Source organism: Affinirhizobium capsici (assembly GCF_977018625.1).
The window spans coordinates 1,666,523-1,691,739 of the sequence record NZ_CDRNXD010000004.1; the positions used below are offsets into that span (position 1 = coordinate 1,666,523).

The following is a 25,217-nucleotide window of genomic DNA, read 5'->3' on the forward strand; positions in this document are numbered from 1 at the left end:
TGGCGGCTGCAAGGGAAATAAAGAATGCAGGTTCCTGTCTATGGCTACACAATCTCCGAAGACGGACTGAAACTTGCCTATCGCGACTTTTCTAGCATCTCCTCAAATGACGAGATTCCCGTAGTCTGCCTGCCCGGCCTCACTCGCAATGTCCGTGATTTCGAACCAATCGCGAAACGGATCAGCGAATCAGCAAAACGACCTCGACGCGTCATTTGTCTGGACTATCGCGGGCGCGGGCGCTCTGAATGGTCTGCAGACCCTGCAACCTACAATATTGTTACCGAAGCACGCGACGTCCTGGCCGTTCTGGATCAAATAGGTGTGCAACGAGCCATCTTCATCGGCACGTCGCGCGGGGGCTTGATCATCCACATTCTGGCGCAGATTGCTTGTGAGCGAATCGCAGCCGTTGTGTTGAACGACGTGGGGCCGGAACTCGGGGTTGAAGGTCTGCGCGAAATTCAGGCCTATCTCAAGGAAGCTGCCCCACTTCGCGATTGGCCAAGTGCTATTGCGGCAGTGAAGTTGCTCCATGGGCCCGCCTTTCCAGCACTTTCCGATTCGGACTGGCAGGAATTTTCACGCGCCATCTATACCGAAACAGAGGATGGCATTGTGGCTGACTGCGATCCTGCCATCGCCAATTCCTTTGCAGCCATGAACCTGGACAAGGCAATCCCTGACCTCTGGTCGCAGTTTGACCTGTTGCGACCAATTCCAATGCTACTTGTCCGGGGCGAGCACTCCAAACTTCTGACCATGGCAATTGCAGCGGCCATGCAAGACCGGCATGGAAATTGTCAACTTCTCCTCGCCAAAGGCCAGGGGCACGCCCCTCTTCTCCAAATGGCTGAGGTTGAGCGGAAAATTCTGGATTTTCTAGATCAGCTGCCCTGATCGGTATTCCATTTTTTTTGACAAGCTAGAGCGGCTCATCCTTTCACGGAAACGCTGAGCCGCTCCAAACCTTTGTTCGTGCGCATTTCCGGACGGAAAACCGGTTCCGACTTTTCCCGAAAAGGCTCTAATGTGCTGTGGGCACAAGCCCTCGCCCGTCAGGTTTCTGCCGTTTCGCCGTTCTCCAGTCATAAAAAAACCCGCCACAAGGGCGGGTTCTCAATCTTACGAGTAAGATGAATTAGAATGCGCGCTGAAGGCGGAAGAAGCCAGTCCAGCTGTCGGCACCATCATCCAGATCCTGATAGTTCGCAGTAACCTTTGCAGAGAGGTTGGTTGCCAGCTGATAATCAACTGTCAAGCCAGCGCGCCATGCATCGCCACCAACGAAATCGCCAGTGCCATTGGTGCTCGTCTTCCAGAAATACTGGAAGCCTGGCGTTACAGTGAACTTGTCCGTGACCTTCACAGCGTATTCAGCTGCAACAGTCCATTCAGACTCGTCGTAGTAAGCGTTCATGCCGCTTGCCCAGGCAGCAGAGAGACCGAGCGTGCCAGGACCGAGGTCAGCGTAGCCGAGCAGACGAACAGCACCATTTTCCTGGTCGGTGTCGTAAGAGCCGATAAGGTTACCGCGGATCGCACCCTCAGAGAGACCAATTGCACCGCTGATGCCAACGTTGTTGTCGGCTTCCGGAAGGCGGCCATAGGCAAAACCGAGGTTCGAACCTGCGCTGAAGGCGCTTTCAAGTTCTTCTACAGCCAGACCAGCGTAGAAATTGCCAGAGGTGTAGGTGTAACGGATAGCGTTGTACTGCGTGGTGTTGGAAGACAGAATGTCCGTTTCGCCGGAGAGATCGTCATCCCACCAGCTGTAGAAGAAGCCGACCTTGAGGCCGCCGACTTCAATGAATGCCTGGTCGACGTTTACGCCGCGGCTGGAGTTGTTGTCTGCGTCGCCACGGAGACCAACGAAACCGCGGAGCGTGCCGAGTTCGGAGTCAGAGCGAGCGTCAAACTCAAGCTGAGCGCGGGTGAATGCATTCCAATCAGACGTGCCGGAAGCATCACGACCGACATTCGTCTGGAAACGAACGTAACCGCCGATTTTCAGGCAGGTTTCAGAACCTGGAATGTAGAAGAAGCCTGCGCCGAATGCGTCGCAAACGCGAACATATTCCATCGGCTCCGGTTCAGCAGCAACGATAGCATCGGCAGCATAAGATGCCGAAGCGAAAGACAGCGCAGCGACAGAGCTTGCGGCAAGAACTTTCAAGTTCATGATTTTCCCTCGAAGAAATGAGACCATTCGGGCGCCAGGAAGCTTGGGAACGACCTGATGTGTTTTCATTAGAGCATTCGAACTGGATCAAGGAAAATTAAAACTCTCATTTTTGCCGCCAATTGCGACGCGAAAGATCGAATTGTTGCGAAATCGTGACACTTGCTCGAACGGGGAGCAGCCTGAAGTTCCATTCAAGCACCACGCACATCCAAGGATACGCATTAGGTAACAGAAAATTAATGTAAATGCGGCGGAGCTGCCTTAATTCACGGCCTTCATCATAGCCTAAGGCATGTGGACGTCTCGACTCACTTCGTTTGATCCGAGCGGCAGCAATCGTGAGAAGACACCTCGCCTCCTGCAGCTGCGTAAGCATTGGGCTGAAACAGATCCAGCCCTCATCAATCTCGAGCAAAGGCGAGCTGAAGCCCTCCTGCTCATAACGAACATTCAGAGACGCTGACGACCCGCCCTTTTGCGACGCGGGAAACCCAGCGCCTCGCTCATTAAGATGCGCTGTCGGCACTTCCATCGCAGCCCGCAACATGAATGAGTATTCTGATGACTACGTCTTAGAATCAAAGAAGCCCGACCGTGAGGCCGGGCTTCCTGATCAAACTTTCAAAAAGCTTGAATTAGAACGCGCGCTGAAGGCGAACAAAGCCGTTCCAGGTTTCGTTACGCTGATCTTCGTCGCGGTACTGAACGGAAACCTTCGTGGAGAGGTTTGTCGCCAGCTTGTAATCAAACGTCAGGCCAGCAGCCCATGCGTCGCGGCTGCCAGTGAAGTCGCCATTGTTGTTCTGGTCGATATTCCAGAAGTACTGGAAGCCAGGTGTTACCTTGAACTTGTCAGTGATCTTTACAGCGTACTCGGCTGCAACAGTCCACTCAGACTGGTCATAGTAAGCGTTCTGGCCAGAAGCATAGGCTGCTGCAAGACCAAGCGTACCTGGGCCGAGATCAGCCGTTGCAATTGCACGAACAGCACCGTTTTCATAATCGGTGTCGTAACCGCCGAGAACGTTAACCTTGACGGAACCAAATGCACCGCCAACGATACCTTCGATGCCAACATTGTTCAAAGGCTTGGAAACGTTTTTAACGGTGTAGTCAGCGCCTTCCAGCTCATCAACAGCCAAGCCAGCATAGAAGTTGCCAGCAGTGTAGGTGTACTGAATGGAGTTGAATGCGGTGGTGCCATTTGCGAGCGAATCGGTTTCGCTGGAGAGATCGTCATCAAACCAGTTGTAGAAGTAACCGACTTTCAGGCCGCCAACTTCGATGAATGCCTGGTCAACGTTGACGCGGCGGTTACCGGCAGCGTTGTTGTCCGCATCGCCGCGAAGGCCGATATAGCCACGAAGCGTGCCGAGTTCGGAGTCCGAACGAGCGTCGAAGTTCAACTGAGCGCGGGTGAACGCATCCCAATCTGAACGATCGCTTGCATTACGAGCAATGTTGGTCTGAAAACGAACGTAGCCGTCGATCTTGAGGCAGGTTTCAGAACCTGGAATGTAGAAGAAACCAGCGCCGAATGCGTCGCAAACGCGAACATATTCCATCGGCTCCGGCTCTGCGGCTACGATTGCGTCGGCTGCCTGAGCGCCGGATACTGCTGCGAGAGCAGCAGCGGAGCCGAGGAGAAGGCTCTTGATGTTCATAATGACCTCCAGTCAAGTTAAATGAGGGTATGGGTTCTTGCTGAAGGACAGCTTTCCCTGCCCCATCCCCGTCGAATTCAGAAGACAGACGATCCACCGCCTCGCTTCTGATGGTGAACATACAAGAGGAGACTGTTCACGCAATCCCGATTTACTGACGGATGAGTTTAAGGCTAGCGCTTCATCAGTACATGTTGCTCAAACGCCACAAAAGCGTGAAGCCAAACCATCAATTTTTAAGAAGCTTAAAGAATGCTTTTGGCCGCAAGGACTTATGAACTGCAGCAAAGCTAATTTATACATTAGCTTTAACAGGGGACACTCATTTATATTTGCGGGAAATTCATTTACGCCACGAAAGTGGCGGAGAGGAAGGGATTCGAACCCTCGATACGCTTTTGACGTATACTCCCTTAGCAGGGGAGCGCCTTCGACCACTCGGCCACCTCTCCGGTGGCACCGTGATTATGTCGTCACGTTTCGGATTGCAAGGAATTTTCACGCTTTTCTACGCATTTCCGTCCGGTCCGCCGTCTATGCCTTGGAAAACATGCACTCTTCCATCATCAGGTTGGCAGCAAAGCCTTCAGATCCGCCGTCTGATCCTCCAGAATCGTGCGATCTGGCTGCACATTCAAATCCAGAAGCTTTTTACCCGTCACATAGGCTTTTGCATCATTGATGGAATCAACCGCCACGAATCGTCCCTGGCGGAAGTACCAGAAGGATTGGCTGCCTTCGCGGGTGCCAGCGCGTACGCATACCTCGTCATATCCTGTATTAAGGCCGGCTATTTGTAGCTTTACATCATATTGGTCCGACCAGAACCAGGGCTTGGGCTGGTAGCCCTCACCTTTTCCGACAAGAACCGATGCCAAGGCCTCAGCCTGATCAACGGCGTTCTGTACTGATTCCAATCTGATCCTCTGGTCTTGCCATGGAAGATTGGCGCAGTCTCCAATCGCAAAAATCGAAGGGTCTGAGGTGCGCGCTTGGGAATCAACGACAATCCCGTCCGTCACATCAAGGCCTGCAACCTGGGCAAGTTCTGCATTTGCCATCACGCCTATTCCCACAATAGCAAGATCGATGGGAATTTCCCGACCGTCTGAAAGTTCAGCGCCAACCAGCTTTCCGCCTTCACCCAAGAGCCGCTTCAGCCCAATCGATTCGAGGATTGTCACGCCATGATCTTCATGAATATGGCGCACGGCCAATGCCGTTTCCTTACAAGCGACCCTCTTGAGAATGCGATCTGCCATTTCAATCAAGGTGACATGCAAGCCGCGATGGCGCGCGACTGCTGCTGCCTCCAGGCCGATATAGCCACCGCCGATGATGAGCACTCGGCGTCCCTCGACCAGCTCAAGAGAGAGGCGGTCGGCGTCTCGCTTGTCTCGCATGACATAGACACCGTCTAGATCACCACCAACGGCGGCGGGCAATTTGCGGGGCTTAGCCCCTGTAGCAAGCACGAGAGCTTCGTAAGCAAGAGTGGACCCATCCTGAAGACGGACTGTATTATTTTTCCGGTCGATTTCCTCGGCATAGCTTGCGAGCTTCAGATCGACTTGATTTTCTCCGTACCACTCCAAAGGACGAAGAAGCAGCCGAGAAAACTCCATGTCTCCCAGCAGGTATTTCTTGGAAAGTGGGGGACGTTGATAAGGCGGCACATCTTCTGCTGTCACGATGGTGATAGGACGCATATCGCCCAGAGCCCTCAGCTTCGCGCTTAAGGAAAAGCCTGCCTGCCCGCCTCCAACAATTACCAGATGCCCAGCCACGTATCGCTCCTGCTCTTGAACTTCGAACTTATCGGGTAAACCGGGCCCGTTATGACGTCAACCTGGTATGCATAGGGAGAAGCCGCTTTGCCGAAAAGCAAGAAAAACTGCGCAATTTTAACTTTTCATTTCAACGAATTGAATAATTTAGGTGCCATAGTGATCATAACCTAGCGATGGAGGGTGTCATGCCCTTGAATGTTCATCTGGACCCTAAATCGAACATACCGCGCGACAAGGCCTTCCCGAAATATAGTATCGACAGGCCGGGAAAGATCATCTTTGTAGGGCATCACCTCAGCACGAAAACGCACTTCCGTTGCCTTGTACGCTCCATTTCCTTGTATGGAGCAGAACTGGATGTCAGCCCCCATCTGGACGTCCCGAAGAACTTCTTTCTGGAGATCCTTGGTGTTCGCGATGAAATCGGTTGCACTCTCATTCGGCGAGAGGAAGAACAGGTCACCGTAGGCTTCAACATGCTGCTAGCGCCGGAATTTGTGCATCATATCCTGAAGCTAAGTTTCGCGCCGGATTGAGATGATGCTACCTTGCGCCAGCCCATGACGCCCTTATGGTAGCGTCCTCACATGTGGTCGGGGATGCAGCATGACAGGTTTTTCAGGTTTCACATCGCTTATTTCGCAGTTGCCAGCTTCGGTGCCCTTCGTAGGGCCAGAGGCAATAGAGCGAAACCGGGGGCTTGCAGTTAAAGCCCGAATTGGAGCCAATGAAAGCGGTTTTGGTCCTGCTCCTTCTGTTCTGTCTGCCATGCAAGAGGCAGCGTCAGACACATGGAAATATTCTGATCCGGAAAATCATGCGCTTAAGCAGGCCTTGGCCGCCCACCTTGGCTGCAAAGCTGAGAACATCGCCATAGGCGAAGGCATCGATTCTCTTCTGGGCCAAATCGTCAGGATGGTGGTTCAGCAAGGTTCGCCTGTTGCGACTTCGCTCGGGGCTTACCCCACATTCAACTTCCACGTGGCTGGCTACGGCGGAAGACTTGTCACGACGCCCTACGTCTCGGATCGGGAAGATCTGGATGGCTTACTGGCATTGGTGAAGCGGGAAAATGCACCCCTCGTCTACTTCGCCAATCCTGATAATCCGATGGGTAGCTGGTGGAATGCCGGTGAGGTTATCGAGTTTGCAAATTCGCTGCCAGAAAGTTGCCTGCTTATTCTCGATGAGGCCTATTGCGAGACGGCACCGGCAGGAACAACGCCATCAATCGAAAGCTTGCTGAACAAACCCAACGTGTTGCGCACCCGCACTTTCTCCAAGGCCTACGGCCTTGCAGGCGCCCGTGTAGGCTACGTGATCACGACGCCAGAGAATGCGAAGGCTTTCGATAAAATCCGCAATCATTTCGGAATGGCCCGGGTCAGCGTCGCAGCTGCATTGGCGGCCCTTGAAGACCAGGCATATTTGACAGAGGTTTTGAGCCGGATTTCCGCGTCGCGCGAGAAGATTTCCGCTATTGCTCAGGAAAACGGTCTTCAACCGCTACCATCTGCCACGAACTTCGTCGCCATCGATTGCGGTCGAGACGATGCTTATGCTCGCGCCATCGTGGATGGCTTGATGAAGCATGGTGTCTTCATCCGTATGCCGGGCGTTGCGCCACTCAATAGATGCATCCGCATTTCTGCCGGCACGGATGCCGATATGGCGCTGCTTGGCGAAGCTCTGCCGCAGGTTCTGAAGACCCTGGCATAGCTTCACGCCATTAATTAGTGCGTCGTCATCCAATCTCTGGCGGCGCGCAGGGCTTCCGCCAGCTGCATCTTGCTCATCATATGCGAAAGATCGGCGCGCAATTCTGCCGCACGATCAGAGCCCTTGATGGCCGCAATATTGAGCCACTTGTGGGCTGCAACGAGATCAACCGGGCAACCTCGCCCGGTCGCATACATCAAGCCCATATCGCAAAGGATTTCGGCGCGAGCCTCGCCACCCATGGTGGCCATTTCGCAGTCCTGAATTTCGAAGCGTGCCATTGGTCTTAATCCCTGTGAGTTTTACCGTTGTCTTGTCCCTGTTTCGTCAGCTCTTGCGAGCGTTGAAAAAGCTGCCGTCTTTGCGGTCTTAACTTCTCCAACCGGCGGATTTTCCGCTCGTTTTCGATGCCTCCACTATGCCTTCCTGCTTTGAAAATTCGCCTAAAATGCATGATTAATCAGAGGGAAACAAAATCCAAACGCTTGGTAAACCTCAGCTTTTGTTAAACATGAGAACCGCCGGATGCCAGGGGTTTAAAGAAATTGGAAAGGTTACGTTAACCCTGGCGATTTTACCCTTTATTCACCATGTCTGCGGCTCTCTTTTTCACAGCCACAGAGATTCCACGCATAATCCCAGAACGATGTTGGCTTCCACCCAGCACTCTATTTACCTTTACGTGCGCGTAAGTTACCTTTTGCATCGGAGCGCGGGTGGAACGTTTCCAACCCACGGGAGGTGTGATGAAAGCGGAGGAGCTTCAGGCATGATGAAATTGACAGGAGCAGCAGCGGCATTTCTGTTGGCTATGAGCGCATTGGTTTCTGCAGCAGAACCGATTGAGGGGAATTGGAAGACGGAAAGTGGCGAGACAGCAGCCATTTCGAAATGCGGATCGGCCTATTGCGTGACCCTCAAGACCGGCAAGCACTCTGGAAAGCAGATCGGTAAAATGAGCGGCAGCGGTGCCAGCTATTCAGGTGAAATTACCGATCCGGCCAATGACAAGACCTATAGCGGATCTGGCGCGGTCAGCGGCAACTCGCTCAAGATGAAGGGCTGCGTCATGGCAGTGTTTTGCAAATCACAGACGTGGACCCGTCTCTGATAGACATACCCACTTCGCGCACAAAACTCGGCCTCCTCACTCCAGAGGGGGCCGTTTGTATATGCTCTGCGAAAGACAGCCTTCAACGCTATCGGTAAACCGCAGATGAACGAAGGCCTCATGACTTGTTCAGCCATTCCACTTCATGTTTGGGGCGGGCAAGACGACGGGGTGCTTGATATGGATGTTTTGATACGCCGCTTTGCGGTAATGACGCTTTCAATGCTCGTTTTTTCAGTGAGCCTATCCATTCTGGTGGTGGAAAATCGCCGTGCGCCATCCGCACCGCATCAGGCCACCACGCAACTCTGCTCCTGGACTGGACTTGGCTGTGGCCAATCCTTTCGAACGCTTCCGCGCTTTTGATGAAGGCGTAATTGGCTTGTCAAAAAGACAGCACTATAATGGCGCATGACCAAACGAATCTTTTCCCAGTCCGCCTCTCCTTTCCTTAGCCCAGCACCTTTTCAAGAGCGTGCTTTCGATGATCCGGCAGCCGCAGTGGATGCATTGACGGAACTCTACGAAAGAAACACGAGCTTTCTCATGGAAGCCTTTGGCGACTTGGCCAAAGGCGCAAGCTTTTCGGGACGCTATCGCGCTTGCTACCCTCAAGTCAGCATTGAGACGAAAAGTTTTGGACACATAGATTCGCGTCTTTCCTACGGGCATGTCACCTCTCCGGGCCTCTATACAACCACGGTTACCCGCCCACGCCTTTTCAGGCACTATCTCAAGGAGCAGCTGGGCCTGTTGATGCGCAATCATAATGTGCCGGTGACAGTATCCGAATCGACCACGCCTATTCCTTTGCATTTTGCTTTTGGTGAAGGGGCGCATGTCGAGGCATCGGTGTCCTCCGTTTTATCGCACATGCCATTACGCGATATTTTCGATACGCCTGACTTGAACAATACTGACGATCTTATTGCCAATGGCGAGTACGATCAGGTCCCTGAGGAGCCTGCCCCGCTCGCTCCCTTCACCGCACAGCGCATCGATTATTCGCTGGCGCGGCTGAGCCACTACACAGCCACCAGTGCAGAACACTTCCAAAACTTCGTTCTGTTCACGAACTATCAATTCTACATTGATGAATTTGCTGCTTGGGCGCGTGAATTGATGGCAAACGGGGGCGAAGGCTACACGGCCTTCGTAGAGCCTGGAAATATCGTGACGCCTGCCGGAAGCCGCAGCAACGAAGCACCTGTGCGCCTGCCGCAAATGCCCGCCTACCACTTGAAGAAAAAGGGACATGCAGGGATCACGCTGGTGAATATTGGCGTCGGCCCCTCCAATGCCAAAACCATTACGGACCACATAGCGGTCTTGCGTCCGCATGCCTGGTTGATGGTGGGCCACTGCGCGGGTCTGCGCAACAGTCAGCGTCTGGGCGATTATGTTCTGGCGCACGCTTACATGCGCGAAGACCATGTTCTGGACGATGACCTGCCGGTCTGGGTGCCGATCCCGGCCCTTGCTGAAGTGCAGCAGGCGTTGGAAGATGCGGTGGAGGAAATCACTGGACTTGAAGGTTTCGAACTGAAACGAATCATGCGGACCGGCACCGTTGCGACAATCGACAACCGCAACTGGGAACTGCGCGATCAAGCAGGGCCGGTCAAACGTCTCAGCCAGGCACGCGCCATCGCACTCGATATGGAATCAGCCACGATTGCCGCCAATGGGTTCCGCTTCCGGGTACCCTACGGCACGCTGCTTTGTGTATCCGATAAGCCACTGCATGGGGAGTTGAAGCTCCCGGGTATGGCAACAGAGTTTTACCGCACGCAGGTACGCCAGCATCTCAAGATTGGCATTCGCGCCGTTCAGAAGCTTGCGGCCATGCCGACGGAAACTTTGCATTCGCGTAAGCTCCGCAGCTTTTACGAAACGGCCTTCCAATAAGGCAAAGCAGAGCGGCGGGGTCAGTCCTCTCGCCGCTTTCTCCCTGCGAGCATCATGGAGATTACAGTTCCGAGAATGGAACTGAGAATGATCAGAAGATGGGCGTTTACCGCCGCCTTGCCCAAAAGGGCTAAAGCGTCCTGACTGGTGGAAGCACCGAAAGTTACCGCACCCGCAGTGATTCCGGCAGGATAGGTTCCGACACCACCTGGAGCATGAACCGGCAGAACAGACGAAAGCTCTCCCCCAAGTCCGCCGCCAAAGGCTGCGGCAATATCAAGATCTGCTAGTAGAATCAAAACCCAGGCCATAACCGCGACTTTGACGAACCAATTGATGAGCGTCGCCATCCAGGCACGCATGAAAGCTGCAAGGTCTGCCGGGAGGCCCGCCTTCAATTCAAAAAGTGCGGCTTGCAAGCGTGAGGGCGCGGCAGCCTGAGCGAAATCTAAAAGCGGCTTGCGCAGCATGAAAGCAGCAAGGGGCAGGATGGCAAAGATGAGCCACAAAAGCCACGCCAATAGAGAGCCCTCCTCCAGCGCGAGGCCTGTTCCCGCCGCCGCTAGAAGCGCATGCAAATCCAGTAGCCGCATGACCAAAAGCGCAGATGTCGCACGAGCGAGCGAAATTCCGAACTCCTGCTTCATCAGAATCGGAAAGCTGACCTCGCCGCTGCGAAGCGGCAACATGATGTTGAGCAGATTGTGCACTTGCACCAAACGTAGGAGACGTCTGAACTGACCCGCCGTTTCCGCTGGAAAATAATCGCGAATGCGCCATGTCCTCAGGACATAGGTGAAGAGTATGAGCACAATGGACGTGCAAGCGACTTGCCAGCCCGCCTCCTGCCAACTGAAGAAAATGCGCTGCCAGCCCCAGAGCCACTCGATGAACGCAGCATAAAAAGCGACGGCGAGGACGCTGATAATCGCGGCAAAATTTCGCGTAATCCACGAATTTTTTGAGGCGTGTAATGAAATTGTCATATGGTCGCGCTTGTTGAACCGATATACCCGCAAAGGCGGTTGGATGAAACCGAGTGCTAAGGCTGCCATGCGGCATATCTAGGTTTAGGAGAATCACCCGATGCGTACAATCGCCAAATCGATTGAGCTTGCCAGCTTTGAACAGGTCGCAATCGAACTTTCTCTCGTTGTTCCTGTGTTTAATGAAGAAGAAAGTGTTGGCCCATTGATTGCGCGGATCGAGCAGGCAATGGAAAATTTTCCCGGTCTTTGGGAATTGATCCTCATCGACGATGGCAGCACCGATGCGACTTTGGCAAATGCGCGTCAGGCTATCGGGCGTGAAGGTCTTGATCTACACATTGTGTCCATGCAGCGAAACTTTGGCCAGACGGCTGCCATGCAGGCTGGCATTACGCAGGCGCGGGGCCGCCTGATTGCCACGCTCGATGGCGATCTTCAGAACGATCCATCAGATATTCCACAGATGGTGGAAGAGCTGGAACGACGCGAACTGGATCTGCTGGTGGGCTGGCGCAAGAACCGCCAGGATGGTTTGTTTCTGCGCAAAGTACCGTCCTGGATCGCCAATCGGTTGATTGGGCGGATGACAGGCGTGAAACTGCACGATTACGGATGCAGCTTGAAGGTCTACCGCGCCTCAGTCATCAAGCAAGTGCGCCTGATGGGTGAAATGCATCGTTTCATTCCAGCCTGGGTAGCGGGCGTCGTCCCAAGTTCTCGGATCGGCGAGATGCCGGTGACGCACCATGCTCGCGCCCATGGCACCTCCAAATATGGTATCTCTCGCACGTTTCGAGTGATTCTCGATTTGGTATCCGTCATGTTCTTCATGCGCTTCAAGGCACGACCGGGCCATTTCTTCGGCTCGGTCGGTTTGGCCTTGGGTGCGCTTGCCTCCGCAATCCTGGTTTACCTCGCTTTCGACAAGTTCGTGATGGGCGACGATATCGGAATGCGTCCCCTCTTCCTGATCGGGATCATGCTGTTTCTCTCCTCTGTGCAGCTCATCACTACCGGCATTCTGGCGGAAATGCTGGCGCGCGTTTACTTCAAGGATGACAGCAGCCTCGCTTACGTTGTGAGAGAAATTTATAGCAACCATCACAAAAACCTTTAGTATCCGCCTATTGGTGAGCGCTAGAGGCTAATTTATGGATACGGGATACCGGCCCCGCCTAACGGCTGGCGCTGATCTACGCACTGAAAAGACGTATGAAAACTGGATTATCGACTACCTGCCCCTCCTTCTGGCGGGTTATTTTGTCGTCAATTTTATCGTCCGGCTTTTGCTCCCTGATTCGCTCGAATTTGATGAGTCGGAACAGGTTTTAACGGCACAATGGTTGTCGGCAGGCTATGGCACTCAGCCGCCACTTTATAATTGGCTGCAGCAGCTTGCCTTTGCCATTGGCGGCGTTTCCATCACCACGCTGGCAGCGTTCAAAAACCTGATGCTGTTCAGTATCTATCTGGCCTATTGGTATACAGCGCGGCTGATTTTCAAACGCAACGATTTCGCAGCCATTGCGACCCTCGGCCTGATGACAATCCCGCAGGTCGTCTTCGAATCACAGCGAGATTTGACCCATACCGTCAGCGTCATTTTCAGCGCCAGCCTGTTCCTCTTGGCTCTGTTTGCGACCCTGACGAAGCCGAGCCTTAAAAGTTACACTGCCTTAGGGGTTGCAACAGGTTTTGGACTTCTATCCAAATACAACTTCGCCATCCTGCCCGCCGCTACTTTTCTTGCGATTATGTTCGATGGCGAGGGGCGCAAACGCCTTTTCGACAAGCGGTTTCTGCTATCGATCATGATCGCTATCGGTTTGGTAACGCCGCACCTACTCTGGCTTTCGACGAATTTCGAAATGGCCTCAGCAAATACCATTGCCAAAATGCGCGGAAGCACTGAGGCAAGCTGGTTCGCTCGGTCTGCCTCCGGTACACTCTCGATGCTGCTCGCGGTCATCGGCTTTGCAGGGATCACGATCCTTGCTTTCTTTGGCCTCTATAGTCGAACGATGATGATGAGCCTATCCGCGCAGAATCGCTGGACGCGGTTAACAGAAAACCTGTTGTTTTCCATTTTGCTCTGTCTGCTGGTCATGATTGCCCTTGTAGGCGCAGGTAACATCAAGGATCGATGGCTTGCGCCGCTCCTGCTCATACTGCCACTTTACTTTGTGATGAAACTTGATGCCTCCGGCAGACTGAACAGGCTAGCCTGGAAGCGGATGTTTCATCTGGCTTTGGTCGCAATGGTTCTGGTACCGACCATTCTTTATCTGCGCGTTGAGGCTGCTCGGTGGACCGGCAACTACCAGAAGCTCAACACACCCTATCATGCTGCAATCGACAAGATTTTATCGGAAACCCGGCTTCCCTCGCTCGTTATCGCAGACAACACCTGGATTGGCGGCGGCATTCGCCTGCATCTCCAAGAGGTTCCGGTCTATTCCCCACAATTTCCGCAGTTCCAACCGCAATTTTCGTGGACGAAAGAGCGTCCCATAATTGCAGTTTGGCAAACGTCGGAACATCCCGAAGCAGGCATTCCTCCTGCCATTGCGGGCCTCGTCACGAGGTTTGCACCAACCGATTCGCAGATGGCGCTTCGCTCGTTTAAGCTTCCCTACAACGCTGGCCGTGAAGGCGATACGATTAGTTTTTCCTACGTAGTCGTCACCCCGGCTTCTTGATCGCATTTGCTAAGAACGGTGCACAACCCTTAAATCGTCATATCTAATTTCGAATTTTCTTATCTTCGAATATGTTCCCGGCTAGTGTTGTGACGTAACCGTCGCAGCAGCGGCGGTTCCTTGTGTATCGCCTGGGATCATGACGCCGTGAAGACACTCCCCACCGCCTTGAAGCGGCAGCCAGAACTCGTGCTCTGGCTCATGGCTGGCTATTTTTGCCTTTGCATAGCGCTTCGCATTATGCGCTCCGACATTCTCCAGAATGACGAAGCCGAACAGGCCTTCATTTCCCAGTTCATGCTGTTGGGGCATGGGCGCCAACCGCCACTGTATGATTGGCTGCAAGCCAGCATCAATGCGGTGCTCGGCCTGTCGATCTTTTCTCTCTCACTTTTGAAGAATGCGCTGCTGTTCCTCTGTTGCCTTTTCTATGGGTTTGCCGCCCGTCAGGTTGTTGAAGATCGCGTATTACCGCTGACAGCAGCCGTCGGTCTTCTCGCCGTGCCATCAATCAGTATCCTTGCACAGAGAGATCTGACACATGCTGTCGCGACCTTTCTTTTCGTGTCGCTGTTCCTTTTGGCCTTCCTCTCCACTTTGAAGCGTCCCAACCTGACCAACTATGTTGGTTTAGGCACGGCAGTTGGGCTCGGTATCCTGACCAAGTACAATTTCATCATCATTCCGTGCGCGGCTGCAATTGCAGTTATGCTTCAACCCGAGTTTCGGTCTCGAATGCTGGATTGGCGGATTATACCCGCAATATTAGTGGCGTGCATCATTCCGCTTCCACACATCGTCTGGCTCTTTCAGCACCTCAACGTTGCAACGGCAGGCACTATTGAAGCCATGCGCGAAGGGGCGTCGGGTGACACTATTCGCGATTTCATCAGAGGATTTTCATCCATTCTGGTTTCCTCACTGAAAGGCACATTGCCTGTTCTATTGCTCTTTTCCTTGGCCTTCTATCAAGATCTCAACGCAATTTGGAAAGCCTCAAGCCCTTGGACGCGAATTATGGGCTGGGTGATCGTGCTTTGTTTTGTCTTCGTGGCACTCATCGGGTTGAGCCTGGAGGCATCGAATATCAGGCAAAAATGGCTATCTCCCTTTCAGATGCTGTTGCCCCTTTACCTTACGCTCAAGATTGATGCTGCCCGGCTGAATACGCGCGACAGCCTTGCGCGAATTGCGCCACCCGTGCTGATCATCGTGGTGCTGAGCGCCTTCTATGTGGCAATTGCAAATCTTGCTGGTCCTTATTTCGGTCGATACAACAAGGAACACGTTCCTTATGCACCTATGCTCGCCGAGATTACGCGAGCACATGGTGCAGGTCCGGCTGTGCTGGTGACTGACGACTTGATGACAGCAGGAAATGCGCGGCTACAATTCAGCACATTGCCAGTGCTCATGCCCGATCTCCAGCCCGTCCCACTGCAAACGGCTCTTGGCAGAGGGGACGGCCTGGTCGTTTGGCCCGTTCGGGATGGCAAGGAGGGCCTCTCCTATGAACTGGATGCATTTCTGGATAAATCCGGTTATTCCCGCCAGAAGATCACGATTTCCTACATCAACGTGCCTTACAGCCACTCCCAGGATAGCGACGGCGCTTTCGTGCGCTTTGCTTATTTTTGGCTGATGTCTGAACCACCAGCCAAAATGTGATCGCACCCTCACGGGAGATTCTGTTCAAACAGGTGATCAAGCCCGTGGCGAATATAGGTCACCATGGCATCAACCTCTTCGTGCGTAATAATTAGCGCAGGTGAAGCCAGCATGCGGTCGCCAGTGGCGCGCATGATCAAGCCATGCTTGTAGCAAAAATTGCGAACAGTTCGTCCTGCGAGATCCACATCCTGAAACCGTTGACGTGTGGCCTTATCCTTTGCCAGTTGGATCGCGCCGAGAAGCCCCACAGTCTCAACCTGCCCCACGACAGGGTGATCCTCCAGCGTTTTCAGCCGCTCGGCAAAGTAAGGACCGATGTCATCACGCACCCGCTGGACCAGCTTTTCTTCCTCAATGATCCGCAGATTCTCAAGCGCAGCAGCTGCACACACCGGGTGACCGGAATAGGTGTAGCCATGGTTGATATCACCGGCCTCAGCCAGGACGTTTGCCACGCGATCATTGATCAGCACACCCCCGATTGGAAGATAACCGGAGGATAGGCCCTTCGCCACAGATGCCATGTCCGGCGCAAAGCCGAAATGCTCATGACCGAACCAATGTCCCACTCTTCCAAAGCCACAGACGACCTCATCGGCCACCAGCAAGATGTTGCGTTCCTGGCAAATGCGCTGGATTTCTGGCCAATAGGTTTCAGGCGGGATAATAACGCCACCTGCCCCTTGGATCGGTTCGCCGACAAAGGCTGCGACATTGTCTTCGCCCAACTCGTCGATCTTTGCCTCCAGTTCCCGTGCGGCTTTCAGGCCAAATTCTGCGGGAGAAAGATTGCCGCCGTCCGCATACCAATAAGGCTCGCAAATGTGGGATATTCCCTCGATCGGCAGATCTCCCTGCTCGTGCATATGTTTCATGCCACCCAGAGAAGCGCCTGCCACAGTTGAACCGTGGTAGCCGTTGCGGCGTGCGATGACGTGCTTCTTGTTTGGATGCCCCAAAGCTTTCCAATAGATTCGCGCCAGGCGAAACCATGTGTCAGTAGCCTCGGAACCTGAGGACGTGAAAAAGATGCGGTTCATCCGCCCATTGGTGTAGCTGGTGACCTTTTCTGCCAGCAGCGTGGTGGGGGCCGTGGAGGTTCCGAAGAAGGTATTGTAATAGGGCAACTCGTTCATCTGGCGTAAAACAGCCTCACCGATTTCTTTGCGCCCGTATCCGATGTTGACGCACCAGAGACCTGCAAATCCGTCCAGATATGGATTGCCAAGGCTATCGTGAATCCACACGCCTTCGCCCCGGCTCATGATCAATGTGCCGTTCTTCTGCATATCCTTCATGTCGCAGAAGGGATGGATATGGTGCGCAGCATCAAGCGCGCTCATATTTTGCAGTTGCTGAACCGGGTCCAAGTCTTTTCTCCCTGCTTTCACGCAGGTGCCGGACCTTCCGCAGCGTGGCAGATTGTAAGCCCAACACCAATCCGCTACGAAGATGGACCAATAGGAATGTCTTTGGCAAGCAGACTATTGAAGTTCAGTTCACGCGCAGTTTCAGAGGTTTATCATGGAAGATGCCACCAGTTCGCTTGCCGCGGAGCCTCGCATCGAAATTCTTCTGGTTGGCATGAACGGCGACCTGCGTGGAAAGCAAATCCCTCTTTCCGTTCAACAAAAGGTTTGGGACGGCAAAGTGCGTCTGCCGACCTCCACCCAGTCGCTGGATATTTGGGGTGACGACAATGATGACCTGACTGGCGTTTCGCTGACCATCGGGGACCCGGACGGATGCTGCATTCCCGATCCACGCAGTTTGGCCGCCATGCCTTGGGCACCGACGGGCTCTGTGCAGGTTCTGGCGACCATGCATGAACTGACGGGTGAACCAAGCTTCATGGATCCGCGCGCCATTCTTTCCGCCATGCTTGAGCGTTATGCGCAGCGTGGTCTGACACCAGTCGTCGCCACGGAGCTTGAATTCTATCTTGTCGAAAGCGACTGGTATAAAACCGGAAGCCCTCGACCGCCGGAGGCTCTGACCTATCGCGGCGACCCCAATGGGTTCCAGCTCTACGATATGACAGCCGTGGATGCCCTCCAGGATTATTTGACAACCCTTCGCAGCTGGGCGGAAACGCAGAAGCTGCCTGCGGATGCGACAACTGCGGAGTTCGGGCCAGGTCAGTTTGAAATTAACCTCAACCATCGGCCAGATGCACTCGCTGCAGCAGATGACTGCATTTATTTGAAGCGCCTTGCGCAACAGGCGGCGCGGCATCATGGGCTTAAATCCACCTGCATGGCAAAACCCTATTCGGATCAGGCGGGTTCAGGCCTCCACGTCCATGCCAGCATTGTAGATCAGGATGGCAAAAACATACTGGATGCCAAGGGTGCCGATCCACTCAGACTTAAATCCGTCTGCGCCGGCCTCCTCGATACGATGCGGGATGCGCAGTTGATTTTCGCGCCCTTTGCCAATTCCTACCGTCGATTCCAGCCCGGCTCCTTTGCACCGGTCGATATCGATTGGGGCGTCGGGCATAGAGGAACTGCTGTTCGAATTCCGGAAGCAAACGGCCCCGGCGCCAGGGTTGAACATCGCGTGGCCGGTGCGGATGCCAATCCTTACCTCCTGCTTACGGCTATTCTGGGCGGCATGTTGAAAGGCTTGGATCAATCGCTCGATCCCGGCCAACCCACTGAACCCGGCAAAGCTGCCGCCAGCAGCCGTCGATTGACGCATGATTTTCTGACCGCCGTGGAAGAATTCGCCGCGTCCGATTTTATCCGAGACGCGTTCGGTGCGCGATATCAAAAGCTTTACGCGAACACCAAGCGCAAGGAAGCACTTGCACATCTGCGCACTGTCTCAGACTTCGATTATCGCACGTATCTGCCGCGCATCTGAATATTTAGAGCGAAGCTTTTTCCTGCGTTAGTCCCTCTTGCGCCTGAACTTGCGCAGTCGGTTGCTGCGGCTGGCGTACAAGCACTTTCAGCTCTCCGGCATGGACACGCAGCGTCACGTCCCGGTCCATCGGCAGAAGCTCTCCGTCAATCACGCAGCGTACGTCGTGTCGCTTCCTCGGAAAATGAAGCTCCACCTCCGTTACCGTCATGGCGTTAACCGCCTCATTTTCCTTCAACTTGCCGCGCAGAATGTCAAAAGTCAGCTTGGCAACGCCCGCAGGTGTCAGCGGGTCTGCGGTGTAGAAGCCGAGATGACCGCCGGTAACGCTATCGGCATACATGAGCGCGTCGCTGCCGAATTCATTATTGGACACAGAAATCGCCGAAACCTTGCGGAAGCCTTGCTGCCCCTCAGCCTTGAACTCCACTTCGAAGACTGGCGGATTGAACATTACGCCAAGCGCGGCGCGGGTGCTTGCCCGCATCTTTCCGAGCCGCGATGCGAAACTCATCTGATTTCGGTAGCGCACCATGCGGGCATGCAGGCCTGCAGAAAACTGGTGGACGAAACTTCGGCCATTCGCGCTGGCAATGTCCACATCCTCCACTGTGCCTTTGGCAAGCACATCCAGCACCTGCCATATATCGAGCGGCAGTTTCAGGCTTCTGGCGAACAGGTTCATGGTCCCGGCCGGCACGATGCCAAGTACGAGCCCGCTCTTCCAGGCGATGCCCGCAGCAGCGGAAATCGTGCCATCTCCACCCCCGGCAATCAGCCCATCCACACCGCTATTTGCAACCTGCTTCATGGCATCGACCACATCATCGCCGGCAACAACACGGCACTCGATTTCATGGCCTTCGGCCTCAAACGCACGCACTGCATGTTCGCAATATGCATCCATGTCCGTGGTTTTGAACGTGCCGCCATCGCGGTTGAAGATTGCAATCAGTCTCATCAAGCCGAATTCCGTCCCTGAACCGCACCTCAACGGCGCAGACTGTAATTGGTTGCTATGGGGTGCGGCAACAAGGCGTCTTCCTGTTCATCGCTGACAAAGAATTTGCAGAAAGCTAATTTTGAAGCCTCCCGCATTGCAATATAGTATGTTAGCCTTATCAAAGAATGCCTCCCATGGCTTATCGAACACGCCGCATCTACGGCTGAACTTCAGTGAAATGACATGACAGATACATTTGCCGCCGGACGGAGCAGCCAAGCTGCGACGCAACTTTCCCCTTTGACCATTGCTTTGATTGAAATCGCGCTTGCGGTGGGAGGTTTTGGCATAGGCACCGGTGAATTTGCGATCATGGGGTTACTACCCGATGTGGCAAACACCTATGGCGTAACGATTCCACAGGCTGGACATGTTATTAGCGCCTACGCTTTGGGTGTTGTGATCGGAGCGCCGATCATTGCAGCGCTGGCGGCGCGGGTCAGCCGTAGAAGCCTCCTGCTGATGCTGATGTCGCTCTTTGCTTTGGGAAATGTGTTGAGCGCCGTCGCACCTGACTTCTGGACCTTTACGATCCTGCGTTTCGTGACGGGCCTGCCTCACGGCGCATATTTCGGTGTTTCAGCTCTTGTTGCCGCTTCGATGGTTCCGCCCAATCGCCGCGCTCGCGCCGTTGGCCGGGTCATGCTGGGACTCACGCTTGCCACTCTGCTCGGCACGCCGATTGCGACGTTCCTCGGCCAGATGATGAGTTGGAGAGCAGCCTTCATCCTTGTCGGTAGTGTCGGCTTCCTGACGGTGGCGCTCCTGTGGCTCTTCCAGCCTCGGGATGAAGTGCAGGAAGGTGCCAGCATCGGACGCGAGTTAAGCGCGCTGAAACGCCCTCAGGTCTGGCTGACGCTTGGTATCGCGGCCACTGGCTTCGGTGGCATGTTCTCCATCTTCAGTTATATCGCATCTACAACCACTCAAACTGCCATGATGTCCGTAACCATGGTTTCCTTCGTGCTCGCCCTGTTCGGCATCGGCATGAATGTTGGAAACGTCGTCGGCTCGCGTTTGGCGGATATTTCGCTGAAGGGCACAATCGGCGGCGTCATGATCTTCAACATCATCGCCATGACTCTGTTCAGCCTGACAGCGACCGAGCCATTCATGCTGTGTCTATGTGTGTTTCTCATCGGCTGCGGTTTCGCCGCTTGCCCGGCCATCCAGACCCGGTTGATGGATGTTGCAGCAGATGCGCAGACACTTGCGGCTGCCTCCAGCCACTCCGCCTTCAACATTGCCAACGCTTTGGGCGCGTGGCTGGGCGGGTTAGTCATTGCGCTTGGATATGGTTACGGCTCGACTGGCTATGTCGGCGCAGCCTTGTCTGTTGTTGGCCTTATCGTGTTCTGTTTCTCCGTCATGTTGGAGCGCCGCAAAGCGGCTTAGATCCGGCTCGACGGTAAACGCAAAAAGGGCGCGGATGCACAGTCCGCGCCCTTTTCGATTCTAGCAAGACACGGTCCTTTACGCCTGCGCGGCCTGAATGACCACGACCCGGTCACCCGTTTTCACACGAGAATAGAGGTCTATGACGTCATGATTCATCATGCGAATGCAGCCGCTCGACATGGCGTGGCCAATTGAATCCGGCTGATTCGTGCCATGAATACGGAAATGCGTGTCATTACCTTCGCGGTAAAGATACATGGCGCGTGCACCGAGCGGATTGTTGGGACCGCCCGGCATGCCGCCTGCGAGCTTGCGATAGCGCTCTTCTCGGCGCTGCATATTGGCCGTCGGCGTCCAGCTTGGCCATTCAGCCTTGCGTCCAACATAGGCACTACCTGCGAAGGCCAAACCTGCACGACCGACGCCCACGCCGTAGCGGATCGCCTTGCCATCACCCAAAACGTAATAGAGGCGACGAGCAGGCGTGTCGACCACGATCGTTCCAGGCTTATAGTCGGTGGTATAAGCCACTTCCGTGCGACGTAGCTCTGGCTTGATCTTCTCAATCGGCACCTGATGAAGCGGGAATTTTTCGTCCGGCAGGGCCGCATAGTTCACCTGCGGATTAACGGTCGTCGTAGAGCAGCCTGCGAGAAAAAGCGGGAGCCCGATCAGCAATCCGCGGCGGGAGATCGACATGAATGTGTCCTTATTGCGGTCGTTTTGAGTATGACCGCAACTTACGAACATCATGGTTAACGAAGAGATAATGTCTTACCAATAACTCCCGCCCAAAGGGTGAGCTTCTATTACGGCGGTTAAAGTCAGGACCGAATAAGAGCGAAATCAATCTTCTGGGCAAGGCCAGCCAGCAGGCGCGTTCAGCCCTGCAGGAAGCTTCGTGCTCGCGTCACCACAGGATAAATCCAGTTGATCCTGTTTCAAGCCCGTGGCTTGCGATAGATCGACCCCCTCGAATCGGGTGAGGAACAGAAAGGCGCTGGCAAAGTCCACAGGGCCAGACATCTTGGCATTTTTGAACGTTGCCCGGGCAAGGTTAGCCATCGCGAATTGCGAGTTCCCCAGTTCAGCCTTGCCGAATATGACGCGTGCCAACTCAGCCTTGGTAAAATCTGCCCCCATCAGGTCAGCGCCCGTAAAGTTTGCCCTCTGCATTTCTGCCATCGTAAATACGGTCTTCTTGGCAGTGATGTCCGAAAAATCGCTACGATAGCCTTCGACCTTCTGAAGCACCGCACCAGAAAGATCCGCCCCAGAGAATGAGGTGCGAACAATCGAGGCCTTGGTAAGATCAGCACCCTTGAGGTTGCTACGACTGAAATCGCTATTGCTGAGATCAGCTTCCGCCATCTTGGCCTGCTCAAAATTACTGTTATCCAGCATGAGCATGCGCTTCTTGCATTCGACCCAATTCACATTGGGCCCAGCCTCGCTGCGGCAACGTCCGCCCGTACCGGTGTGCTTGTTGGGGAAAAGAAAAACGAGGCCGCCCGCAATAACGACGATTGGAATGAAAATCTTCAGCTTGCTTCGACGTATATACGCCCAAGCTCTGGAAGCTTTCGACTTTTGTTTTCTTTTGATCGGTGCGTTCATAGCCTGACCGCCGCCTTCATCTATTCCAATCCGTTTTCGTCTTAGAGCATGTCCAGAAACACAGCGCCATCGTTTTGCATGAAACTCATCTGATAAGTTTGGCGATACCTGATATCTGGCGATGTTCGCTAAACTGGCGGGATAACCTCCCGTCAGCCTAACGGATAGATTTGAGGGCAGTTCCCCTCACTCGTTTACATGCTCGGATAGACCGGCCCCTCGCCACCCTGCGGCGGCACCCAGTTGATATTCTGGTTGGGGTCCTTGATATCGCAGGTTTTGCAGTGAACGCAGTTCTGCGCATTGATAACGTAAACCTCCTCACCGTCCTTCTCTACCCACTCGTACACTCCGGCGGGACAGTAGCGAGTCGATGGCCCGGCGTAGATGCCAAGTTCTGAACGTCTTTGCAGATCCATATCCTTCACCTTCAAGTGGACCGGCTGATCCTCTTCGTGGTTGGTGTTGGACAGAAAGACGGACGAGAGACGGTCAAAGGTCAGCACACCGTCAGGCTTTGGATAATCTATCTTTTTATGCTGAGCTGCAGGCTCCAGCGAGGCGGCATCCGTCTTGCCATGCTTCAAGGTGAAGGGCGAGGTGCCGAATATCTGATTGATCCACATATCGATACCACCAATGGCAACGCCAATCGCTGTACCGAAGCGTGACCAGAGTGGCTTGACGTTACGTACCCGCTTCAAGTCTTTGCCAATGGCTGTGGAGCGCCATTCGTTTTCAATTTCCACCGGCTCATCGTTCATGCGGCCCGCTGCCAGCGCTGCCGCAAGCTTTTCCGCTGCCAGCATTCCAGAAAGGACTGCGTTGTGACTGCCCTTGATGCGCGGCACGTTGACGAAACCTGCTGAACAGCCAATCAAAGCGCCGCCCGGGAAGGAGAGTTTCGGAACAGACTGGTAGCCACCTTCAGTAATCGCGCGAGCACCGTAGGAAATCCGCTTAGCGCCTTCGAAGGTGTCGCGAATAGCCGGATGCGTCTTGAAGCGCTGGAATTCCTCAAACGGGAAAAGATACGGGTTCTTGTAGTTAAGGTGGACGACGAAGCCGACCGCCACCAGATTGTCGTGCAGGTGGTAGAGGAATGAACCACCGCCTGTCTTCATGTCCAGCGGCCAACCAAACGAGTGCTGCACCAGACCAGCCTTGTGCTTCTCCGGCTTGACTTCCCACAGTTCCTTGAAGCCGATGCCGTACTTCTGCGGCTCGCGCCCTTCATCCAGCTTAAACTTCGCAATTAATTGCTTAGCAAGAGATCCGCGGACACCCTCGCCAATCAGAACATATTTGCCGAGAAGCGCCATGCCACGAGTGAAGTTCGGCCCCGGCTCACCGTTCCTTTCAATGCCCATGTCGCCCGTTGCAACACCGACGACAGCGCCTTCCTCGTTATAAAGCACTTCCGTTGCAGCAAAGCCGGGATAGATATCGACACCCAGCGCTTCTGCCTTTTCAGCAAGCCAGCGACATACGAGACCAAGCGATACGATATAATTTCCGTGATTGTTCATCAGCGGTGGCATGAAGGCATTGGGGAGGCGCACGGAACCGGCTGGCCCCAGGAACAGGAATTGGTCATCGGTGACTGGCGTTGTGAAAGGGTGTCCTTCCTCCTGCCGCCACTCCGGCAAAAGCCGGTCAATGCCGATGGGATCCACTACCGCGCCAGAGAGAATATGCGCGCCAACTTCTGCGCCCTTTTCCAGAACGACAACTGAAAGCTCAGGGTCAAGCTGCTTCAGCCGGATCGCTGCTGACAGGCCCGCAGGACCGGCGCCCACGATCACCACGTCAAATTCCATGCTTTCGCGTTCCGGAAGTTCCATTTCACTCATCCTCATGCTCCGCCCGACCTTGCGCAAATCCTCTACTCATTGGCAAAACAAGCGCTTCTTGTCGAGCTTGTATGCGACATCAGGCAAAGCGAAAGGCGAGCCTCCTCATCATTTGTCGGCACATTAAATGACGTTTACGTGCACGTCAAATGTCGCCGACCTTTGTTCACACGTCGGCACTTGCAGAACCAAGCTTCTCGGCGCTCACGATTTCGGTTGAGCGTTCCAGAAGAAAAACGAAATAACGAGGGTCGCCCGTAATCTCCATAACACCCATCAGCCTATTCTCATCGACACGGCGAAAGTGGTCGGTGATGGGTTGCGCATCATAGTGCATCGCTGCACTCTCAATGCCCTGGAAGCTGCTTATCTTCACAGATGCGACAGTGCCCCTCGCCCACATGGCCTTGATCGCATAGGAAAATAGGTTGTGAAACCACTGGCGTTTAGCCAAGCTACTAAAGCGCAGGGCAAGACCGATCGGCATCCGTGCAGGATCGAGTGGAACGAGCCGTCGGCTGCCGGTGCTGAAAATCAACGCATCTGCTCGCTTATCCGCGTGAAAGCGTTTGCCATACCAGCCCAACGCTTCCAAAACACCATCCAACGGATGTCCGGTCGCGATGGTACTGCCCTGCCAAAGCCCGATAAGCTCAGGCGGCGTGACGGGCTCTAAAGTGGCGAAGTATTCGAGCGCTTCCGCCTCAGCTTGAAATATTGGCATATCCTTCATGGTACCTTT

Annotated in this window: 22 protein-coding genes and 1 tRNA gene; 11 read left to right on the forward strand and 12 right to left on the reverse strand. The window is 54.2% G+C overall.

Annotated features, from left to right (window positions below):
* The first annotated feature begins 24 nt into the window (after positions 1 to 24).
* A complete protein-coding gene (locus AC0JZ1_RS11455; RefSeq protein ID WP_471882486.1) occupies positions 25 to 900 on the forward strand; it encodes an alpha/beta fold hydrolase in 876 nt (291 codons plus the stop codon).
* A gap of 241 nt (positions 901 to 1,141) precedes the next feature.
* On the opposite strand, the gene AC0JZ1_RS11460 is transcribed toward AC0JZ1_RS11455, so the two are convergent.
* The 4 genes from AC0JZ1_RS11460 to AC0JZ1_RS11475 form a co-directional block, all read right to left on the reverse strand.
* Positions 1,142 to 2,182: a porin gene (locus tag AC0JZ1_RS11460; protein ID WP_471882487.1), complete on the reverse strand. Its 1,041-nt coding sequence runs from the start codon at positions 2,180 to 2,182 to the stop codon at positions 1,142 to 1,144.
* A 638-nt stretch (positions 2,183 to 2,820) separates the two neighbouring features.
* Entirely contained in the window at positions 2,821 to 3,849 is a 1,029-nt protein-coding gene (locus tag AC0JZ1_RS11465; protein WP_471882488.1) for a porin, read from the reverse strand.
* A 361-nt stretch (positions 3,850 to 4,210) separates the two neighbouring features.
* Positions 4,211 to 4,301 (reverse strand) — tRNA-Ser (locus AC0JZ1_RS11470).
* A 114-nt stretch (positions 4,302 to 4,415) separates the two neighbouring features.
* Entirely contained in the window at positions 4,416 to 5,636 is a 1,221-nt protein-coding gene (locus tag AC0JZ1_RS11475; RefSeq protein WP_471882489.1) for an NAD(P)/FAD-dependent oxidoreductase, read from the reverse strand.
* Positions 5,637 to 5,824: 188 nt separating this feature from the next.
* On the opposite strand from AC0JZ1_RS11475, the gene AC0JZ1_RS11480 reads away from it, so the two are divergent.
* The gene (locus AC0JZ1_RS11480) at positions 5,825 to 6,175 is read left to right on the forward strand and encodes a hypothetical protein (protein ID WP_471882490.1); all 351 of its coding nucleotides are present in this window, start codon (positions 5,825 to 5,827) and stop codon (positions 6,173 to 6,175) included.
* A gap of 70 nt (positions 6,176 to 6,245) precedes the next feature.
* Complete coding sequence (locus AC0JZ1_RS11485; RefSeq protein WP_471882491.1) at positions 6,246 to 7,358, forward strand: pyridoxal phosphate-dependent aminotransferase; 1,113 nt, start codon at positions 6,246 to 6,248, stop codon at positions 7,356 to 7,358.
* Positions 7,359 to 7,372: 14 nt separating this feature from the next.
* Here the strand turns inward: AC0JZ1_RS11485 and AC0JZ1_RS11490 are convergent, their stop codons facing one another.
* Positions 7,373 to 7,639, reverse strand: a complete 267-nt coding sequence (locus tag AC0JZ1_RS11490; protein ID WP_471882492.1) for an SEL1-like repeat protein — start codon at positions 7,637 to 7,639, stop codon at positions 7,373 to 7,375.
* 491 nt (positions 7,640 to 8,130) lie between these two features.
* Between AC0JZ1_RS11490 and AC0JZ1_RS11495 the strand changes: the two genes are divergently transcribed.
* From AC0JZ1_RS11495 to amn, 3 genes are all read left to right on the forward strand, one after another.
* Positions 8,131 to 8,469 (forward strand): DUF2147 domain-containing protein, encoded by a 339-nt coding sequence (locus AC0JZ1_RS11495; protein ID WP_471883426.1) that lies wholly within the window; start codon positions 8,131 to 8,133, stop codon positions 8,467 to 8,469.
* 105 nt (positions 8,470 to 8,574) lie between these two features.
* Positions 8,575 to 8,835: a hypothetical protein gene (locus AC0JZ1_RS11500; RefSeq protein WP_471882493.1), complete on the forward strand. Its 261-nt coding sequence runs from the start codon at positions 8,575 to 8,577 to the stop codon at positions 8,833 to 8,835.
* Between the two features lie 45 nt (positions 8,836 to 8,880).
* Positions 8,881 to 10,377 carry an AMP nucleosidase gene (gene amn / locus AC0JZ1_RS11505; RefSeq protein ID WP_471882494.1) on the forward strand — a complete coding sequence of 499 codons (1,497 nt, stop codon included), beginning with the start codon at positions 8,881 to 8,883 and terminating at the stop codon, positions 10,375 to 10,377.
* A 20-nt stretch (positions 10,378 to 10,397) separates the two neighbouring features.
* Here the strand turns inward: amn and AC0JZ1_RS11510 are convergent, their stop codons facing one another.
* A complete protein-coding gene (locus AC0JZ1_RS11510) occupies positions 10,398 to 11,363 on the reverse strand; it encodes a lysylphosphatidylglycerol synthase domain-containing protein (protein WP_471882495.1) in 966 nt (321 codons plus the stop codon).
* Between the two features lie 100 nt (positions 11,364 to 11,463).
* Between AC0JZ1_RS11510 and AC0JZ1_RS11515 the strand changes: the two genes are divergently transcribed.
* The 3 genes from AC0JZ1_RS11515 (at position 11,464) to AC0JZ1_RS11525 (ending at position 15,733) form a co-directional block, all read left to right on the forward strand.
* Complete coding sequence (locus AC0JZ1_RS11515; protein WP_471882496.1) at positions 11,464 to 12,483, forward strand: glycosyltransferase family 2 protein; 1,020 nt, start codon at positions 11,464 to 11,466, stop codon at positions 12,481 to 12,483.
* A gap of 34 nt (positions 12,484 to 12,517) precedes the next feature.
* Positions 12,518 to 14,065 carry a glycosyltransferase family 39 protein gene (locus tag AC0JZ1_RS11520; protein WP_471882497.1) on the forward strand — a complete coding sequence of 516 codons (1,548 nt, stop codon included), beginning with the start codon at positions 12,518 to 12,520 and terminating at the stop codon, positions 14,063 to 14,065.
* Between the two features lie 147 nt (positions 14,066 to 14,212).
* On the forward strand, positions 14,213 to 15,733 hold the full coding sequence (locus AC0JZ1_RS11525) for an ArnT family glycosyltransferase (RefSeq protein WP_471882498.1): 1,521 nt from the start codon (positions 14,213 to 14,215) through the stop codon (positions 15,731 to 15,733).
* 8 nt (positions 15,734 to 15,741) lie between these two features.
* Here AC0JZ1_RS11525 and AC0JZ1_RS11530 read toward each other — a convergent pair whose 3' ends face one another.
* Positions 15,742 to 17,106: an aspartate aminotransferase family protein gene (locus AC0JZ1_RS11530; protein ID WP_471882499.1), complete on the reverse strand. Its 1,365-nt coding sequence runs from the start codon at positions 17,104 to 17,106 to the stop codon at positions 15,742 to 15,744.
* Between the two features lie 154 nt (positions 17,107 to 17,260).
* Between AC0JZ1_RS11530 and AC0JZ1_RS11535 the strand changes: the two genes are divergently transcribed.
* Complete coding sequence (locus AC0JZ1_RS11535; protein ID WP_471882500.1) at positions 17,261 to 18,604, forward strand: glutamine synthetase family protein; 1,344 nt, start codon at positions 17,261 to 17,263, stop codon at positions 18,602 to 18,604.
* Between the two features lie 4 nt (positions 18,605 to 18,608).
* On the opposite strand, the gene AC0JZ1_RS11540 is transcribed toward AC0JZ1_RS11535, so the two are convergent.
* Positions 18,609 to 19,565, reverse strand: a complete 957-nt coding sequence (locus AC0JZ1_RS11540) for a diacylglycerol/lipid kinase family protein (RefSeq protein ID WP_471882501.1) — start codon at positions 19,563 to 19,565, stop codon at positions 18,609 to 18,611.
* Between the two features lie 225 nt (positions 19,566 to 19,790).
* Between AC0JZ1_RS11540 and AC0JZ1_RS11545 the strand changes: the two genes are divergently transcribed.
* Positions 19,791 to 21,002, forward strand: a complete 1,212-nt coding sequence (locus AC0JZ1_RS11545; protein ID WP_471882502.1) for an MFS transporter — start codon at positions 19,791 to 19,793, stop codon at positions 21,000 to 21,002.
* A gap of 78 nt (positions 21,003 to 21,080) precedes the next feature.
* On the opposite strand, the gene AC0JZ1_RS11550 is transcribed toward AC0JZ1_RS11545, so the two are convergent.
* The 4 genes from AC0JZ1_RS11550 to AC0JZ1_RS11565 all read right to left on the reverse strand — a co-directional run bounded on the left by AC0JZ1_RS11550 (position 21,081) and on the right by AC0JZ1_RS11565 (position 25,208).
* The gene (locus AC0JZ1_RS11550; RefSeq protein ID WP_471882503.1) at positions 21,081 to 21,704 is read right to left on the reverse strand and encodes a L,D-transpeptidase; all 624 of its coding nucleotides are present in this window, start codon (positions 21,702 to 21,704) and stop codon (positions 21,081 to 21,083) included.
* A gap of 147 nt (positions 21,705 to 21,851) precedes the next feature.
* The gene (locus AC0JZ1_RS11555; protein ID WP_471882504.1) at positions 21,852 to 22,409 is read right to left on the reverse strand and encodes a pentapeptide repeat-containing protein; all 558 of its coding nucleotides are present in this window, start codon (positions 22,407 to 22,409) and stop codon (positions 21,852 to 21,854) included.
* A gap of 407 nt (positions 22,410 to 22,816) precedes the next feature.
* Positions 22,817 to 24,475, reverse strand: coding sequence for an electron transfer flavoprotein-ubiquinone oxidoreductase (locus tag AC0JZ1_RS11560; RefSeq protein ID WP_471882505.1), 1,659 nt, complete (start codon positions 24,473 to 24,475; stop codon positions 22,817 to 22,819).
* A gap of 166 nt (positions 24,476 to 24,641) precedes the next feature.
* The gene (locus tag AC0JZ1_RS11565; RefSeq protein ID WP_471882506.1) at positions 24,642 to 25,208 is read right to left on the reverse strand and encodes a GXWXG domain-containing protein; all 567 of its coding nucleotides are present in this window, start codon (positions 25,206 to 25,208) and stop codon (positions 24,642 to 24,644) included.
* Between the last annotated feature and the right edge of the window lie 9 nt (positions 25,209 to 25,217).

Bases quoted from the DNA above. Each gene is read 5' to 3' on its own strand.
- AC0JZ1_RS11455 (WP_471882486.1), top strand. From the start codon at position 25: ATGCAGGTTCCTGTCTATGGCTACACAATCTCCGAAGACGGACTGAAA.
- AC0JZ1_RS11460 (WP_471882487.1), bottom strand. From the start codon at position 2,182: ATGAACTTGAAAGTTCTTGCCGCAAGCTCTGTCGCTGCGCTGTCTTTC.
- AC0JZ1_RS11465 (WP_471882488.1), bottom strand. From the start codon at position 3,849: ATGAACATCAAGAGCCTTCTCCTCGGCTCCGCTGCTGCTCTCGCAGCA.
- AC0JZ1_RS11480 (WP_471882490.1), top strand. From the start codon at position 5,825: ATGCCCTTGAATGTTCATCTGGACCCTAAATCGAACATACCGCGCGAC.
- AC0JZ1_RS11485 (WP_471882491.1), top strand. From the start codon at position 6,246: ATGACAGGTTTTTCAGGTTTCACATCGCTTATTTCGCAGTTGCCAGCT.
- AC0JZ1_RS11490 (WP_471882492.1), bottom strand. From the start codon at position 7,639: ATGGCACGCTTCGAAATTCAGGACTGCGAAATGGCCACCATGGGTGGC.
- AC0JZ1_RS11495 (WP_471883426.1), top strand. From the start codon at position 8,131: ATGAAATTGACAGGAGCAGCAGCGGCATTTCTGTTGGCTATGAGCGCA.
- AC0JZ1_RS11500 (WP_471882493.1), top strand. From the start codon at position 8,575: ATGAACGAAGGCCTCATGACTTGTTCAGCCATTCCACTTCATGTTTGG.
- amn (WP_471882494.1), top strand. From the start codon at position 8,881: ATGACCAAACGAATCTTTTCCCAGTCCGCCTCTCCTTTCCTTAGCCCA.
- AC0JZ1_RS11510 (WP_471882495.1), bottom strand. From the start codon at position 11,363: ATGACAATTTCATTACACGCCTCAAAAAATTCGTGGATTACGCGAAAT.
- AC0JZ1_RS11515 (WP_471882496.1), top strand. From the start codon at position 11,464: ATGCGTACAATCGCCAAATCGATTGAGCTTGCCAGCTTTGAACAGGTC.
- AC0JZ1_RS11520 (WP_471882497.1), top strand. From the start codon at position 12,518: ATGGATACGGGATACCGGCCCCGCCTAACGGCTGGCGCTGATCTACGC.
- AC0JZ1_RS11535 (WP_471882500.1), top strand. From the start codon at position 17,261: ATGGAAGATGCCACCAGTTCGCTTGCCGCGGAGCCTCGCATCGAAATT.
- AC0JZ1_RS11540 (WP_471882501.1), bottom strand. From the start codon at position 19,565: ATGAGACTGATTGCAATCTTCAACCGCGATGGCGGCACGTTCAAAACC.
- AC0JZ1_RS11545 (WP_471882502.1), top strand. From the start codon at position 19,791: ATGACAGATACATTTGCCGCCGGACGGAGCAGCCAAGCTGCGACGCAA.
- AC0JZ1_RS11550 (WP_471882503.1), bottom strand. From the start codon at position 21,704: ATGTCGATCTCCCGCCGCGGATTGCTGATCGGGCTCCCGCTTTTTCTC.
- AC0JZ1_RS11555 (WP_471882504.1), bottom strand. From the start codon at position 22,409: ATGCTGGATAACAGTAATTTTGAGCAGGCCAAGATGGCGGAAGCTGAT.
- AC0JZ1_RS11560 (WP_471882505.1), bottom strand. From the start codon at position 24,475: ATGAGTGAAATGGAACTTCCGGAACGCGAAAGCATGGAATTTGACGTG.
- AC0JZ1_RS11565 (WP_471882506.1), bottom strand. From the start codon at position 25,208: ATGAAGGATATGCCAATATTTCAAGCTGAGGCGGAAGCGCTCGAATAC.